The organism is Caballeronia grimmiae (genome assembly GCF_022879615.1).
GTDB lineage: Bacteria > Pseudomonadota > Gammaproteobacteria > Burkholderiales > Burkholderiaceae > Caballeronia > Caballeronia grimmiae.
Genome location: NZ_CP084271.1, coordinates 1,761,509 through 1,777,047, shown reverse-complemented (window position 1 = coordinate 1,777,047; position 15,539 = coordinate 1,761,509). Strand labels below are relative to the sequence as shown.

Genomic DNA, 15,539 nt, shown 5'->3' with positions numbered 1-15,539 from the left:
CGGCCTCCCGTGCGACATGTTCTGCATGACGCGATAACGTCAGCAAGAACCATTCTGCGGCGGCGCGCACACGCGTGCAAGCGGCGCGCTCAGGCCGGCTTTGCGCAGGCGAGGGCGAATGAAAACAGCGCGTCGAGGACTGCATCCGGCTCCTCCGACATCAGCGCGTGGCCGCCTTCCAGTTCTATCGTCCGCACCGATGCGCCGGCCTTGCGCAACGCATCGACGAGCGGGCGCGCGGCGCGCGGCGGCGTCATCACATCGCGCCTGCCGCTCAGCACGCACACCGGGCAGCGCACGGAAGCCGCCCGCTCGAGCGAATCGGTGTAGGCGTTGCACGCACTGAAGTCGGCGTGAAAGAGCTGCGCTTCGCCCAATGCGCCGATGCGCTCCATCAACCGCTGGTTCATCCCTTGCAGCCAGAAGCCGGGCGCGGGGCTCGAAGGTTTCGCGGCGATCGTCGAATGCGACCACTGGTTGACCATGCCGATCGCTTGCGGCTCGCGCTCGCGGGCGGCATCGAGGAGCGCATCGGAGACGGTCATCGGCGCGGCGGTGGCGACGAGCGCGAGGCCCGCGGCCCGTTCGGGATAACGCGCGGCGGCATCCAGCGCGACGAGCGAGCCCATGCTGTGGCCGGCGAAAATCGCGCGGGGCGCGCCGGCCGCGTCGAGCACGTCGATCAGCCAGTCCGCGAGCGCGCCGATGTCGCGCCGCGCAGGGCCGTCGCTGCGGCCGTGGCCCGGCAGGTCGACCGCAAGCACGCCGAAGCCGTGATGCGCGAAGTAACGCGTCTGCAACGCCCACACACTGTGGTCGTGCTGCGCGCCGTGAATGAAGACGATCGCGGGACGCGCCGGATCGAAGGGCTTGCCGCCTGTGTAGACATAGGCGCGATGGCCGCCGACATCGAGAATCATGCGCGGCTCCCGAGCGGTGCGGCATTCGTATCGCCGCTTTCGATGACTTTCTGGGCGGCTTTCAGCCCGCGTTTCAGATCGTCGATGAGATCGTCCGGGTCTTCCAGTCCGATCGACAGCCGAATCCGTCCCGGCCCGATGCCCGCGGCGAGCAGCGCGGCGGCGTCCATGCGAAAGTGCGTCGTCGAGGCGGGATGGATCACGAGCGAGCGCGCATCGCCCACGTTCGCCAGATGCGAGAACAGCGTCAGCGATTCGATGAACCTTCGCGCGGCCGGCACGCCGCCGCGCAGGTCGAAGCTGAACACCGCGCCAGCGCCGCGCGGCAAGAGACGCTGGGCGAGCGCGTGGTCGCGATGCGTCGGCAGTTCGGGATAAGCCACGCCCTCGACCGCCGGCGAGCCGAGCAGAAAGTCGATCACCTTGCGCGTATTCGCGACATGCCGATCCATGCGCAACGGCAAGGTTTCGATGCCCTGAAGCAGTTGCCACGCCGCCTGGGGATGCAGGCACGCCCCGAAGTCGCGCAGTCCTTCGCGGCGGGCGCGCAGCAGGAACGGCGCGACCGTGCTTTCCTCGGCGAACACCATGCCGTGGAAGCCGTCGTAGGGCTCGGTGAATTCGGGAAAGCGGCCGCTCGCCGCGAAATCGAACGTCCCGCCATCCACGAGCACGCCGCCGATGGTCGTGCCGTGACCGCCGAGAAACTTCGTCGCCGAGTGATAGACGAGGTCCGCGCCATGCTCGAACGGGCGCAGCAGGTAAGGCGTCGTGAAGGTCGAATCGACGAGCAGGGGCGCGGCGTGCGCATGCGCGATTTCGGCGACGCCCGCGATATCCAGCACGTCGAGGCCCGGATTGCCGAGCGTCTCGCCGAAAAAGAGCCGCGTGTTGGGCCGCGCCGCCGCGCGCCAGGCGTCGAGGTCGTGCGGCGGCACGAAGGTCGTTTCGATGCCGAAGCGCCGCAGCGTGTAATGCAGCAGATTGTGCGAGCCGCCATACAGCGCGCTCGACGCGACGACATGCGAGCCCGCGCCCATCAGCGTCGCGATCGCCAGATGCAGCGCCGCCTGACCGCTCGCCGTGCCGATCGCGCCGGCGCCGCCTTCGAGCGCCGCGACGCGTTCCTCGAACACCGCCACCGTCGGGTTCGAAATGCGCGAATAGACGTGTCCCGATCGCTCCATATTGAAGAGCGCGGCGGCGTGATCGGTGTCGCGAAAGGTGAACGAGGTGGTCTGATAGATCGGCGTGGCCCGCGCGCCGGTGGCGGGATCGGGTGCGGCGCCCGCATGCAGCGCGAGCGTATCGAAACGGTTGGCTGGCATCGTCGTCGGCCGGGGCGCCTGGGCCTCCGGCGGAATAGGGGTCGGTCATCCTAGCATCGGGCTTGGGGCGCGCGAACTAGGGTGAACGCGTGCGCCCGGCCGCAAAGCCTTGTCCGAAAGGCTAACGCGGGCTTGCCTCGCTTTCCTTTTGCGGGCCTTTCCGATAGCATCGACCCATGGTTTCACAAACGCTTTGACATCTGGACAGGCATTTCGCAAGGAGAAAGTGATGCGAGTCAGCGACATTCTGAAGGTGAAAGGCAACGCGCTATTCACCGTTACGCCCGATACGCCGCTCTCCGACGCGATCAACGTCATGGCCGCGCACGACATCGGCTCCCTCGTCGTCATGGAATATGGCGATCTCGTCGGCATGCTGACATTCCGCGAGATCATCCTGACGCTGCGCGATAACGGCGGCGGCGTCGGCGCGACGACCATCCGCAAGGTCATGGACGATCACCCGCTTACCTGCACGCCGGAAACGGACGTGAACGAAGTACGCCGCATGATGCTCGAGCACCATGTCCGCTATTTGCCGGTCATGGAAAATCGCGCGCTGATGGGCGTGATCTCGTTCTATGACGTGGCGCGCGCGGTCGTGGAAGAGCAGGGATTCGAGAATCGCATGCTGAAGGCCTATATTCGCGACTGGCCGGAAGAGCAGCAGGACGCTCGCTGACACTCGGGGCGTCGCCCAGGCGATGCCCGAGCCGGCGATGCGCAGCGCGCCCGAGCGGCGCGCTTTTTTTTTTTTCGCCTGGAGCCATCGCACGTAAAGACACATTTCGCGGCGCGGGCTCTTCTCCGCCATCTCGTTTCGTTACCATCCGGATTCGATCGCAATGGCGATCAACACCGGATCAACTACATCGATAGTCATGAGTGACAATCCGCTGGACGCCCCGCAAGACAAAGCGGCGCGCCATTCCCGCCGGCCGCACGAAGACGGAGAAGGTCAGTTCGGCCTCCTGCGCGAGCGCCGTTTTGCGCCGTTCTTCTGGACGCAGTTCCTCGGCGCCATGAACGACAACGTCTTCAAGGTCGGCTTCACGTCGCTCGTGACGTTTCAGGCCGCGCGCTTCTCGGGTGTCGATCCGAAGACCGCCGCGTTTCTTATTTCCGCGATCTTCATCGTGCCGTTCGTGCTGTTTTCGGCGACGTCCGGCCAGATCGCCGACAAGTACGACAAAGCCGTGCTCGCGCGCCTCGTGAAGAGCTTCGAGATCGTCGTGATGCTGATCGGCGGCGCGGGTTTTCTGCTCCATAGCGCGCCGCTGCTGTATCTCTGCACGTTCCTGATGGGCGTGCATTCGACCGTGTTCGGCCCGGTCAAGTATGCGTATCTGCCGCAGCATCTGCGTGCGTCCGAACTCGTCGGCGGGAACGGACTCGTCGAGATGGGCACCTTCGTCGCGATTCTTATTGGCACGATCGTCGGCGGGGCGGCGGCGGGCGCGTCCGAACATGGTGCGCTGCTGCTCGCGATCGTGTGTGTGGCGCTCGCGGTCGTCGGGCGCGTGGCGTCGGCGTTCGTGCCGAAGTCGGCGGCGTCGCAGCCGGACTTGCGCATCAACTGGAATCCGGTTTCCGAGACCTGGCGCAATCTCAGGCTCGCGAAGTCCGACCGCACCGTCTTTCTGAGCCTGCTCGGGATTTCCTGGCTGTGGTTCGTCGGCGCAACCTTCCTTACCTCGTTCTTCAACTTCGCGAAAGACGTGCTGTCCGCGAATCCCGATGTCGTGACCGTCCTGCTCGCGACGTTCTCGCTCGGCATCGGCACCGGCTCGCTGCTGTGCGAACGGCTGTCCAAGCGACGCGTCGAGATCGGGCTGGTGCCGCTGGGGTCGATCGGCATCAGCGTGTTCGCCATCGACTTGTTCTTCGCGAGTCATCGCATTGCGCCTGCGTCGCATCTGCTTGGCGTCAGTGAATTTTTGCTCGCGATGCCGCACTGGCGCATCCTCGCGGATCTGTTCCTGCTCGCGATGTTCGGCGGCTTCTACAGCGTCCCGCTCTACGCGCTGATTCAGGCGCGCAGTCAGCCGACGCACCGGGCGCGCATCATCGCGGCGAACAACATCCTCAATTCGGCCTTCATGATCGCCTCGGCGCTGCTGGCGCTCGCGCTCACGTCGATGGGCGTCGGCATTCCCGGCCTGTTTCTCGTCACGGCGCTGCTCAACGTGGTGGTCGCCGTGTATATCTATTCGCTCGTGCCGGAATTCCTGCTGCGGTTCATCGCGTGGATTCTCGTGCATACGTTCTATCGGATCCGGCTCGTCGACGCGGCCCGCATCCCGTCGGAGGGCGCGGCGGTGCTGGTGTGCAACCACGTGAGTTTCGTCGATGCCGTCGTCATCATGGCCGAAAGCCCGCGCCCGATCCGCTTCGTGATGGACCATCGGATTTTTCGCACGCCGTTCATCGGCTGGCTGTTCCGTCACGTGAAGGCCATCCCGATTGCCCCCGCGCACGAGGACGCCGACATGCTCGAACGCGCGTATCAGGCGTGTCAGCGCGCGCTGGACGAAGGCGAACTGGTTTGTATCTTTCCGGAAGGCAAGCTCACGCGTACTGGCGAAATCAACCCCTTCCGGCATGGCGTTGCGGAGATTCTGCGGCGCCATTCCGCCCCCGTCGTGCCGATGGCGCTGCGCGGACTGTGGGGCAGCGTGTTCTCGCGCCACGAGGACGCCCGATGGCCGCGCCCGATCAAGCGCGGCGTGATGACCCGGCTCACGCTCGCGGTCGGCGAGCCGATTGCGCCCGCCGATGCAACGCCACAGCACCTGCACGAACTCGTCTCCGCGCTGCGCGGGGCAAGGCGATAAACCCGGCGCCGCTGGCATAATGGCGGTCTCCCCGACACTCTTTTCAGGTCGACGCTCATGTCCGGCAACACCCTTGGCACGCTCTTCACCGTCACGAACTTCGGAGAATCGCACGGTCCGGCGATCGGCTGTGTGATCGACGGCTGCCCGCCGGGCATGGCGCTCACGGAGGCCGACATTCAGCTCGAACTGGATCGCCGCCGTCCGGGCACGTCGCGGCACGTCACGCAGCGGCAGGAACCGGATCAGGTCGAGATTCTGTCGGGCGTGTTCGAAGGCGTGACGACCGGCACGCCCATCGCGCTGCTCATCCGCAATACGGATCAGCGCAGCAAGGACTACGGCAATATCGTCGAGACCTTTCGCCCCGGCCACGCGGACTACACCTACTGGCAGAAGTACGGTGTGCGCGATCATCGCGGCGGCGGCCGGTCATCGGCGCGGCTGACTGCGCCGACGGTCGCGGCGGGTGCCGTCGCGAAGAAGTGGCTGCGGGAGAAGTTCGGCATCGAGACGCGCGGCTATATGGGCGCGCTCGGCGAGATCCCGATTCCGTTCGTCGACTGGAGCCACGTGCCGGAGAATCCTTTCTTCGCGCCGAACGCCGATGTCGTGCCCGAACTGGAAGCGTACATGGACAGCCTTCGCCGCGATGGCGATTCGGTCGGTGCGCGCATCGAAGTCGTGGCGAGCGGCGTGCCCGTGGGACTGGGCGAGCCACTTTACGATCGACTGGACGCCGACATCGCCCACGCGATGATGGGCATCAACGCGGTGAAGGGCGTCGAGATCGGCGCAGGCTTCGCGAGCGTCGCCCAACGCGGCTCGCAGCACGGCGACGAGATGACGCCGGAAGGCTTCGCGACCAATAACGCCGGCGGCATTCTGGGCGGCATTTCGAGCGGGCAGGACATCACGGTGTCGCTTGCGATCAAGCCGACGTCGAGCATCCGCACGCCGCGCCACTCCATCGACAAGGCGGGCGCGAGCGCAACCGTCGAGACCTTCGGTCGACACGATCCGTGCGTCGGCATTCGCGCGACGCCCATCGCCGAGGCGCTGCTTGCGCTGGTGCTGATGGATCACGCGCTGCGGCATCGCGCGCAATGCGGCGATGTCGTCGTCGGCACGCCGAAAATCGCGGCGCACGCGCCGGGCAAGTAATTGACAGGAAAGAGAAAGGGCGCCGGTTTCATCAACCGGCGCCCTTTGTCGTTTACATGTTCGGATAGTTCGGCCCGCCGCCGCCTTCAGGCGTCACCCAGACGATGTTCTGAGTCGGGTCCTTGATATCGCAGGTCTTGCAGTGCACGCAGTTCTGCGCGTTGATCTGCAGGCGCTCGCCGCCGTCCTCCGCTTTCACGAATTCGTAGACCGCAGCCGGGCAATAGCGGGCTTCGGGACCGGCATACGTGCGCAGATTGACGTTGACGGGCACGCTCGGATCTTTCAGCGTCAGATGCGGCGGCTGATTTTCCTCGTGATTCGTATTCGAAATGAACACGGACGAGAGACGATCGAACGTGAGCTTGCCGTCCGGCTTCGGATAGACGATCGGCTTGCATTGCGACGCGGGCCTCAGCATCTCGTGATCGCGATGCTGGTGATGCAGCGTCCACGGCACGTTGCCGCCCATCACTTTCTGCTCCAGCCCGACCATGAAGGTGCCGAGATACAGGCCCTTGCTCATCCACTGCTTGAAGTTGCGCGCGCGGTAAAGCTCGGTCTTGAGCCACGAATTGTCGAAGGCTTCGCCATACGCGGCGAGTTCGTCGCCCTGACGGCCAGCCTGAACGGCTTCGAACGCGGCTTCGGCCGCCATCTTGCCCGACTTGATCGCGCCATGGCTGCCCTTGATGCGTGATGCATTCAGGAAGCCGGCGTCATCGCCCGCAAGCGCGCCGCCCGGAAACACGAGCTTCGGCAGCGACATCAGCCCGCCCGCGGTAATTGCCCGCGCGCCATAGGAGATGCGCTTGCCGCCTTCGAGGAACGCGCGGATCGACGGATGCGTCTTGTATCGCTGGAATTCTTCGAACGGCGAAAGATACGGATTCGAATAGCCCAGTCCCACGACGAAGCCCACGACCACCTGGTTGTTGTCCATGTGATAGAGGAACGAGCCGCCGTACGTGTCGGGATCGAGCGGCCAGCCGGCCGTATGAATGACGAGCCCCGGCTTGTGCTTGACCGGATCGATCTCCCACAGCTCCTTGATGCCGATGCCGTACACCTGCGGATCGGCGTTCTGGTTCAGCTTGAACTTCTCCATCAGCTGACGGCCGAGATGCCCGCGCGCGCCTTCGCAGAAGATCGTGTACTTCCCGTGCAGTTCCATGCCGAGCTGGAAGTTCTCGGTCGGCTCGCCGTCCTTGCCGATGCCCATGTTGCCGGTGATCACGCCTTTGACCGCGCCGTCGTCGCCGTAGAGCACTTCGGCTGCCGGGAAGCCGGGGAAAATTTCGACGCCGAGCGCTTCGGCCTGTTGTCCCAGCCAGCGCGTGACGTTGCCGAGACTGATGACGTAGTTGCCGTGGTTCTTGAAGTTGTCGGGAAGCAGCCAGTTGGGCACCTGCTTGGCGCCGGTCGGCGACAGGAACAGGAAGCGATCCTCCGTCACTTCGACGTCGAGCGGAGCGCCTTTTTCCTTCCAGTCGGGGATCAGCTCGGACAGGCCGCGCGGGTCCATGACCGCGCCGGACAGAATGTGCGCGCCGATCTCCGAGCCTTTTTCCAGCACGCAGACGCCGATTTCGACGCCGCGTTCCTCGGCCAGTTGCTTCAGGCGAATGGCAGCCGACAAACCGGCTGGCCCGCCGCCGACGATCACGACGTCGTATTCCATCGATTCGCGGGGACCGTACTGCTCGATAAGGCTCGCCGGGGTCATCAATGCTCCTCTCTACCGTTAGAATGGCCTTTCAAGATCGCGTATTGTCAGCGAACGTCAGGCGGGCTGCAACCGAAGGTCACTCATTTGGCACGATCGTACTATTTCGCGTGATGCCGTGGTATGGGTATCTTCGCCGAGTGCCGCGGCGGCGTGCATCGCGCTGACGGGGCATCCGCCGAGGCTGAATCAACCGTACAACAAGGAAGCACAATGGGCCGTTCGATCAACCTGGAAGGCAAGGTCGCGCTGATCACCGGCGCGTCCAGTGGACTCGGAAAGCGTTTCGCGCAGGTGTTGTCGCAGGCGGGAGCGAAAGTCGTGCTCGCCAGCCGCCGCACCGAGCGCCTGAAGGAACTGCGCGCGGAAATCGAGGCGTCGGGCGGCGCGGCGCATGTCGTCGCGCTCGACGTGACCGACTATCAGAGCGTCAAGTCGGCGGTTGCACACGCCGAGACGGAAGCCGGTACCATCGACATTCTCGTCAATAACTCGGGCGTCTCGACCACGCAAAAGCTGACGGACGCCACGCCCGCCGACTTCGAATTCGTCTTCGGCACCAACGTGCGCGGCGCGTTCTTCGTCGCGCAGGAAGTGGCCAAGCGCATGATCATGCGCGGCAACGGCGCGGCCAAGCCGGCTTACCGCATCATCAACGTGGCGTCGGTGGCGGGTCTGCGGGCCTTTCCGCAGATCGGTCTTTATTCGATGAGCAAGGCCGCCGTCGTGCAGATGACCAAGGCCATGGCGCTCGAATGGGGCCGCCACGGCATCAACGTCAACGCGATCTGCCCGGGTTATATCGATACCGAGATCAACCATCATCACTGGAAGACCGAACAGGGCCAGCGGCTCGTTTCGATGCTGCCGCGCCGCCGCGTGGGCTCCCCGGAGGACCTCGACGGCCTGCTGCTGCTGCTCGCGGCGGACGAATCGCAGTTCATGAACGGCTCGGTGATATCGGCGGACGACGGTTTCTCGCTCTGACGCGCCGGGCGCACGGGTTGCTTTTTCCAGTGCCGCGGCGCGACGCCATTTTCGACACTGGAACCATCACCCGATGAGCAACACAAGCAACGACAGCGACTTTTACACCGTTTTCGAGATGTCCATGCCGATCCGCTGGGGCGACATGGACGCTTTCGGCCACGTCAACAACACCGTCTATTTCCGCTACATGGAGCAGGCGCGGATTTCGTGGTTCGAGGAAATCGGCATCGCGGGTGGCAACGGCGAAGGGCAGGGGCCGGTGATCGTCAATGCATCGATGGAGTTCCTGAAGCAACTGCATTATCCCGGCGACGTGGTGGCGCGGATGTCGGCCGGCAAGCCCGGCCGCAGCAGCTTCGATACGCGCTTCGAGCTGTATCGCGCGGACGCGCCCGGCGTGCTCTACGCGAGGGGCGCGGCGAAGGTCGTGTGGATCGACTATGCGGCGGAGAAGTCGGTGCCGATTCCGGATCTGTTGCGGCAGATCATCGAGACCGGCGCGCCCGTCGCGCAGTAACCGGGCACGGCAGCGGCCCGTTCAGTTGCCGAGCAGCCGCTGCAGCAGTTCCGTCGCGTTGCCCGTGTCGTATTTACGCATGAGGCGCGCGCGGTAGATATCGACCGTGCGCGGGCTGATGTCGAGCACGCGGCCAATCTGCTTGCTGGTCTTGCCCGTCACGAGCTGCGCGGCGATTTCGCGTTCCCGTGGCGTCAGTTCGATCGCGACGCGCCGTGTCGCGCTCAAATCCTCGAACGTCCACACGCCGGCCGCATGGGGCGCGGCGCGATCCAGCGCGCGGCCGGTGACGTGGCACCAGAACAGTTCGCCGTTCGAGCGCTTCATGATGCGATCGTCGCCATACGTGCCGCGATCCACGATGTGCGCGGCGATGCGCTCGCCGATGCGCGCGAATTCGTCCGGCGTCGGATAAAGCACCTCGAACGATTGGCCGATCAGCGCCTCGCGCTCGAAACCGAAGATCGCGCAGACCTGCTCGTTGCAATCCTCGATGATCCGCTCCCGCGAGAGCACGAGGCCGACGGGCGCGAGGTGAAACGCGGTTTGATAATCCAGTGCACGCATGTGGAATCGGGCGCCCGGCCGCTTGAGGAACCAACGCGCGCGGGCAATGACTTATGTATTTTTGCGTATTGTGCCGGATGGACTGCGCAGCGTACTCTTTTCGCCAATCAAAACGCCGCCGGATCGATTTGGACGGCGGAAAAAAAACGGTTTTCAGTCGGGTTCACACATGGAAGGGACGAACAGATGAACAAGGTCTATCCCAGCGCGAAAGAAGCGCTCGATGGCATCGTCAAGGACGGGCAGACGTTCGCCGTCGGCGGATTCGGGTTGTGCGGCATCCCTGAAGCGCTCATCGCGGCGCTGCGCGACTCGGGCGTGAAGGACATCACCTGCATCAGCAACAACGCGGGCGTCGATGGCTTCGGGCTTGGCCTGCTGCTCGAAACGCGCCAGATCAAGAAGATGATTTCGTCGTACGTGGGCGAGAACAAGGAGTTCGAGCGGCAATATCTCGCCGGCGAACTCGAACTCGAATTCACGCCGCAAGGCACGCTCGCGGAGAAGCTGCGCGCGGGCGGCGCGGGCATCCCGGCGTTCTTCACCAACACCGGCTACGGCACGGTGATCGCGGACGGCAAGGAAACGCGTCAGTTCGGCGAGAACCACTACGTGCTCGAACATTCGCTGACGGCGGACGTCGGTCTCGTCAAGGCATGGAAGGCCGACAAGTCGGGCAATCTGATCTATCGCCGCACGGCGCGCAACTTCAATCCGATGTGCGCGATGGCCGGCAAGATCACCGTCGCGGAAGTCGAGGAAATCGTCGAAGTGGGCGAGCTCGATCCCGACGCGATCCACACGCCGGGCATCTTCGTGCAACGGCTCGTCCTGAACGCGCATCCGGAAAAGCGCATTGAACAACGCATCGTCCGCGCGAAAGGAGAATGACCATGGCTTGGACTCGTGACCAGATGGCCGCGCGCGCGGCGAAGGAATTGCAGGACGGCTTCTACGTGAATCTGGGCATCGGCTTGCCGACGCTCGTTGCCAATCACGTGCCGCAAGGCGTCGAAGTGTGGCTGCAGTCGGAGAACGGACTGCTCGGCATCGGCCCGTCGCCGTATGAAGAAGAAGTCGACGCCGATCTCATCAATGCCGGCAAGCAGACAGTGACGACGCTGCCGGGCTCGTCGATCTTTTCGTCGGCGGATTCGTTCGCGATGATTCGCGGCGGCCACATCAACCTGGCGATCCTCGGCGCGATGCAGATCAGCAAGACCGGCGATCTCGCCAACTGGATGATCCCCGGCAAGATGATCAAGGGCATGGGCGGCGCGATGGACCTCGTCGCGGGCGTGAAGCGCGTCGTCGTGCTGATGGAGCATGTCGCGAAGGGCGATCAGCACAAGATCCTCGAAGCGTGCACGCTGCCGCTGACGGGCGTGGGTGTGGTCGATCGCATCATCACGGATCTCGGCGTCATCGACGTGACCGAGAAAGGCCTCAAGCTCGTCGAGCTGGCCGACGGCGTCACCGTCGACGAAATCCAGCGCAAGACGGGCGCGCCGCTCGATGTCAGCAGCGTGAGCTGACGAGGCGATATAGCGTCGTAAGAAGCGGGCGGGGCTGCAAGGCTTCGCCCGTTTTGCTTTTTGCGAGCCTGCGCGAAGCGCCGGGCATCGGCCGTTCGGCTAACGCACGTTCGGCGGCGAGCCGGGCGCTTTACAATCGTTCCGACACCTTCCACGAGGAAATCCCATGAGCGCATCCATCGTTGCCGAAGCATCGCATTACACGCTCGACCAGCCGCGTCAGCGATTCGTGCAGTGCGCGAGTCCGGCGGGACTGCATCGCGTCGCGTACACGGAATGGGGCGATCCGGCGAACCCGCGCGTGCTGTTGTGCGTGCACGGCCTTACGCGCTCGGGCCGCGACTTCGACCGGCTCGCCAAGGCGTTTTCGGGCGAGTATCGCGTGGTGTGTCCGGATGTCGTCGGGCGCGGGCTGTCGGACTGGCTCGCGGACTCGCGCTACTACGGCGTCGCGCAATATGTCGCGGACATGGTGACGCTGATCGCGCGGCTCAACGTCGAAACGGTCGACTGGTTCGGCACGTCGATGGGCGGGCTCATCGGCATGGCGCTCGGCGGGCTGCCCGGCACGCCGATCCGCAAGATGCTGCTCAACGATGTCGGGCCGCATATCGAACCGGTTGCGCTCGAGCGCATTCGCGAATACCTCGGCAAGCCGGCGCGGTTCGCATCGCTCGATGAAGGCGTGCGGCATGCGGCGAAGCTCGCGGCATCGTTCGGCCCGCTGACCGGCGACGAATGGACGAGCATCAACACCCCGCTGCTGCACGAGCGCGATGGCGCGTGGACCTTCCGCTACGACCCCGGCATCGCCGCGCCGTTCTCCGCGACCACGGCGGAACAGAACGCGGCCGGCGAGGCGTTCATGTGGCGCTCGCTCGCGGCAATCGCGACGCCGGTGCTGGTCGTGCGCGGCGAAAGCTCCGATCTGCTCTCGCGCGAGACGGTGCGAAAGATGGAGGAGACGGGGCAGGCGGTGTCGAGCGTGGAAGTGCCCGATACAGGCCACGCGCCCGCCTTTCTCGCGGACGACCAGATCGCGACCGCCCGGGCGTTCTTTCTCGAAAACAATGCCAGCGGGGCATAATATCGGGCTGAGCGCCTCACGCTCGGTCTTGTTTCTTGAACCATTTCAAAGGATCGACATACACATGGCAGTCACTCGTCACCACGTCGGCGCACGGCTTTCCGAGATCGCGATTCACAACGGCACCGTCTATCTCGCCGGGCAGATCGCCGAGGACACGAACCAGGACATCACCGGCCAGACGCGCGAAGTGCTGGGTCACATCGACCGCCTGCTGGAAGAGGCGAACAGCGACAAGTCGCATCTGCTGTCCGTGCAAATCTACGTCTCGGACATGGTGCATTTCGCCGGCATGAACGCGGTGTGGGACGCATGGGTCGCGCCGGGCAACACGCCGCCGCGCGCCACCGTCGAGGCGAAGCTGGCCAACCCCGATTGCCTCGTCGAAGTCGTGGTGGTGGCGGCTCAACGCAGCTAAGCCGTCAATGAACCGATAGCAGTCGCTTTATCCGTATGACCGAAACCCCCGTCCTCGCCGACACGCTGCCGGAGCCGTCCATCGACGACGCGCTCGCGTTCGTGCGCGAGCACGCGAAGGACGCGCGGGTCTCGACCGGCGAGCTGCTGGTGGATCACGCTGCCGGCACCGCGCGCATCATGCAGACGCTCAACGTCGATCCGTACGCGATCGCCGCGGCCGCGCTGTTTGCGCTCGCGCCTCATCTCGACGATCCGGAGAAGGTCATCGCGGAGCGCTTCGGGCCGGAAGTGCAGCGGCTCGTCGGCGATGTGCGCAAGCTCCTGCGTCTCGGCTCCGTCAGCTCGCGCGCGACGCTCGCCGCGGTGTCCGACAACACCCGCGATGCGCAGGCGGCGCGGCGCGCGCAGGTCGAATCGCTGCGCAAGATGCTGCTCGCGTTCGCGCAGGACATTCGCGTGGTGCTGATCCGGCTCGCGTCCAGGCTGCAGACGCTGCGCTACTACGCTGCGCATAAGATGGAGCCATCGCCCGACGTGCCGCGCGAAACGCTCGAAATCTACGCGCCGCTCGCGAATCGTCTCGGCATCTGGCAACTGAAGTGGGAACTGGAGGACCTGTCGTTCCGCTTCGAAGACGCCGCCACCTACAAGCGGATCGCGAAGCTGCTCGACGAAAAGCGCGTCGAGCGCGAGTCGTATGTGACCGGGGCCATCGCGCGGCTGCAGAAGGAACTGGACACCGCGCACATCAAGGCCGAAGTGAGCGGCCGGCCGAAGCACATCTACAGCATCTGGAAGAAGATGCGCGGCAAGCAACTCGACTTCGCCGAGCTGAACGACGTGCGCGCGTTTCGCGTGATCGTCGGGGACATCAAGGATTGCTACACGGTGCTCGGCATCGTGCATAACCTGTGGCAGCCGGTGCCGCGCGAATTCGACGACTATATTTCGCGGCCCAAGCCCAACGGCTACAAGTCGCTGCATACGGTCGTCGTCGGCGACGATGGCCGCGCCTTCGAAGTGCAGATTCGCACGCACGAAATGCATCAGTTCGCGGAGTATGGCGTGGCCGCGCACTGGCGTTACAAGGAGGCGGGCGCGCGCGGCTACGCGGGCCAGGTGACGGCAAGCGAGAAATACGACGAGAAGATCGCGTGGCTGCGTCAGCTTCTCGCCTGGAAGGACGACGTCGAAGGCGAGCATCCGGGCTGGCAGCATCTGCGCGACGCCACGCTCGACGACGACCATATCTACGTGCTGACGCCGCAGGCTCGCGTGGTGGCGTTGCCGCACGGCGCGACGGCGGTCGATTTCGCGTATCACCTGCATAGCGAGCTGGGGCATCGCTGCCGGGGCGCGCGTGTCGATGGCGCGATGGTGCCGCTCAACACGCCGCTGCAGAACGGGCAGACGGTCGAGATCATCGCGGTGAAGGAAGGCGGACCCTCGCGCGACTGGCTCAATCCGCAGCTTGGCTACATGCACAGCCCGCGCGCGCGGCAGAAGGTGCGCGCGTGGTTCAACACGGTCGACGCGGCCGAGAACGTGGCGCAGGGCCGGGCCATCGTCGAAAAGACGCTGCAGCGCGAAGGCAAGACGTCGGTCAATCTGGATCAGCTCGCGGCCAAGCTCGGCTTCAAGGCGCCGGAAGATCTCTACGCGGTCGTCGCGAAGGACGAGTTCAGCGTGCGCAATATCGAGCACGCGTTGTCCGATGCGCCGCCGCCCGAGCCCGAGCCGGAAGCGCCCGCGCAATTCGAAAAGCGCAGCAGCGGGCAGAGCGTGGCGCAGGGGGCATCGACGGGCGTGCTGGTCGTCGGCGTGGATGCCTTGCTCACGCAACTCGCCCGCTGCTGCCGTCCCGCGCCGCCCGATCCGATCGCGGGCTTCGTGACGCGCGGCAAAGGCATGTCGATTCATCGCGCGGACTGCACGACGTTCCAGCGCATGGCGCAGCGTTCGCCCGAACGCGTGCTGCATACGACATGGTCCGCCGAGGTGATGAACGGGCGCGGATCGTCGGTATATCCGGTCGATCTGTCGGTGGAGTCGGCGGATCGGCAAGGGCTCCTGCGCGATATCTCCGAAGTGTTCGCGCGTGAGAAGATCAACGTGATCGGCGTGAAGAGCCAGAGCCGCCGGAATATCGCGTATATGCAATTCACGGTGGAAGTGTCGAATTCGGCGCAGATTCAGCGCGCGTGCACGCTGCTCGGTGAAGTGCAGGGCGTGATTCGCGCATCGCGGCGCGCGTGATCGATATTGCGCGTTGAAGTGAACGATCGACGAATCTTTTTCATTTCATTGCGCAGAAACACTTGCCAAGATTCGAAACGCTCCATATAATCTCACTTCTTTCAGGCTCGTAGCTCAGCTGGTTAGAGCACCACCTTGACATGGTGGGGGTCGTTGGTTCGAGTCCAATCGAGCCTACCAACGAAAACGAAACTT

14 protein-coding genes and 1 tRNA gene are annotated in these 15,539 nt (G+C 64.6%); 11 read left to right on the top strand and 4 right to left on the bottom strand.

Going from position 1 to position 15,539, the window contains the following annotated elements; translation table 11 throughout:
- Positions 1 to 89: 89 nt before the first annotated feature.
- Together LDZ21_RS08590 and LDZ21_RS08585 are read right to left on the bottom strand one after the other, a co-directional pair.
- Positions 90 to 920, bottom strand: a complete 831-nt coding sequence (locus tag LDZ21_RS08590; RefSeq protein ID WP_244792762.1) for an alpha/beta fold hydrolase — start codon at positions 918 to 920, stop codon at positions 90 to 92.
- Positions 917 to 2,248, bottom strand: coding sequence for an O-acetylhomoserine aminocarboxypropyltransferase (locus LDZ21_RS08585; RefSeq protein ID WP_244792760.1), 1,332 nt, complete (start codon positions 2,246 to 2,248; stop codon positions 917 to 919). The genes LDZ21_RS08590 and LDZ21_RS08585 overlap by 4 nt, the downstream gene beginning before the upstream one ends.
- Positions 2,249 to 2,477: 229 nt before the next feature.
- Here LDZ21_RS08585 and LDZ21_RS08580 point away from each other — a divergent pair, with 229 nt between their 5' ends.
- The 3 genes from LDZ21_RS08580 to aroC all read left to right on the top strand — a co-directional run bounded on the left by LDZ21_RS08580 (position 2,478) and on the right by aroC (position 6,246).
- Entirely contained in the window at positions 2,478 to 2,930 is a 453-nt protein-coding gene (locus LDZ21_RS08580) for a CBS domain-containing protein (protein WP_035967026.1), read from the top strand.
- Between the two features lie 199 nt (positions 2,931 to 3,129).
- A complete protein-coding gene (locus LDZ21_RS08575; protein WP_244792758.1) occupies positions 3,130 to 5,082 on the top strand; it encodes an MFS transporter in 1,953 nt (650 codons plus the stop codon).
- 57 nt (positions 5,083 to 5,139) lie between these two features.
- On the top strand, positions 5,140 to 6,246 hold the full coding sequence (gene aroC / locus LDZ21_RS08570; protein WP_035967023.1) for a chorismate synthase: 1,107 nt from the start codon (positions 5,140 to 5,142) through the stop codon (positions 6,244 to 6,246).
- 52 nt (positions 6,247 to 6,298) lie between these two features.
- On the opposite strand, the gene LDZ21_RS08565 is transcribed toward aroC, so the two are convergent.
- Positions 6,299 to 7,972 (bottom strand): electron transfer flavoprotein-ubiquinone oxidoreductase, encoded by a 1,674-nt coding sequence (locus tag LDZ21_RS08565; protein ID WP_244792757.1) that lies wholly within the window; start codon positions 7,970 to 7,972, stop codon positions 6,299 to 6,301.
- 213 nt (positions 7,973 to 8,185) lie between these two features.
- On the opposite strand from LDZ21_RS08565, the gene LDZ21_RS08560 reads away from it, so the two are divergent.
- Both LDZ21_RS08560 and LDZ21_RS08555 read left to right on the top strand, forming a co-directional pair.
- Positions 8,186 to 8,959, top strand: coding sequence for an SDR family oxidoreductase (locus LDZ21_RS08560; protein WP_035967020.1), 774 nt, complete (start codon positions 8,186 to 8,188; stop codon positions 8,957 to 8,959).
- Between the two features lie 73 nt (positions 8,960 to 9,032).
- Positions 9,033 to 9,479, top strand: a complete 447-nt coding sequence (locus tag LDZ21_RS08555; protein WP_244792755.1) for an acyl-CoA thioesterase — start codon at positions 9,033 to 9,035, stop codon at positions 9,477 to 9,479.
- Positions 9,480 to 9,500: 21 nt separating this feature from the next.
- Here LDZ21_RS08555 and LDZ21_RS08550 read toward each other — a convergent pair whose 3' ends face one another.
- Positions 9,501 to 10,046, bottom strand: a complete 546-nt coding sequence (locus LDZ21_RS08550; RefSeq protein ID WP_244792753.1) for a LuxR C-terminal-related transcriptional regulator — start codon at positions 10,044 to 10,046, stop codon at positions 9,501 to 9,503.
- 186 nt (positions 10,047 to 10,232) lie between these two features.
- On the opposite strand from LDZ21_RS08550, the gene LDZ21_RS08545 reads away from it, so the two are divergent.
- From LDZ21_RS08545 to LDZ21_RS08520, 6 genes are all read left to right on the top strand, one after another.
- Positions 10,233 to 10,937, top strand: a complete 705-nt coding sequence (locus LDZ21_RS08545) for a CoA transferase subunit A (RefSeq protein ID WP_035967015.1) — start codon at positions 10,233 to 10,235, stop codon at positions 10,935 to 10,937.
- 2 nt (positions 10,938 to 10,939) lie between these two features.
- Positions 10,940 to 11,581, top strand: coding sequence for a CoA transferase subunit B (locus LDZ21_RS08540; RefSeq protein WP_244792751.1), 642 nt, complete (start codon positions 10,940 to 10,942; stop codon positions 11,579 to 11,581).
- Positions 11,582 to 11,747: 166 nt separating this feature from the next.
- Positions 11,748 to 12,668, top strand: coding sequence for an alpha/beta fold hydrolase (locus LDZ21_RS08535; protein ID WP_244792749.1), 921 nt, complete (start codon positions 11,748 to 11,750; stop codon positions 12,666 to 12,668).
- A 64-nt stretch (positions 12,669 to 12,732) separates the two neighbouring features.
- The gene (locus LDZ21_RS08530) at positions 12,733 to 13,086 is read left to right on the top strand and encodes a RidA family protein (protein WP_035967012.1); all 354 of its coding nucleotides are present in this window, start codon (positions 12,733 to 12,735) and stop codon (positions 13,084 to 13,086) included.
- A 35-nt stretch (positions 13,087 to 13,121) separates the two neighbouring features.
- On the top strand, positions 13,122 to 15,344 hold the full coding sequence (locus tag LDZ21_RS08525) for a RelA/SpoT family protein (RefSeq protein WP_244792747.1): 2,223 nt from the start codon (positions 13,122 to 13,124) through the stop codon (positions 15,342 to 15,344).
- A gap of 103 nt (positions 15,345 to 15,447) precedes the next feature.
- A tRNA-Val gene (locus LDZ21_RS08520) sits at positions 15,448 to 15,524 on the top strand.
- The last annotated feature ends 15 nt before the right edge of the window (positions 15,525 to 15,539 follow it).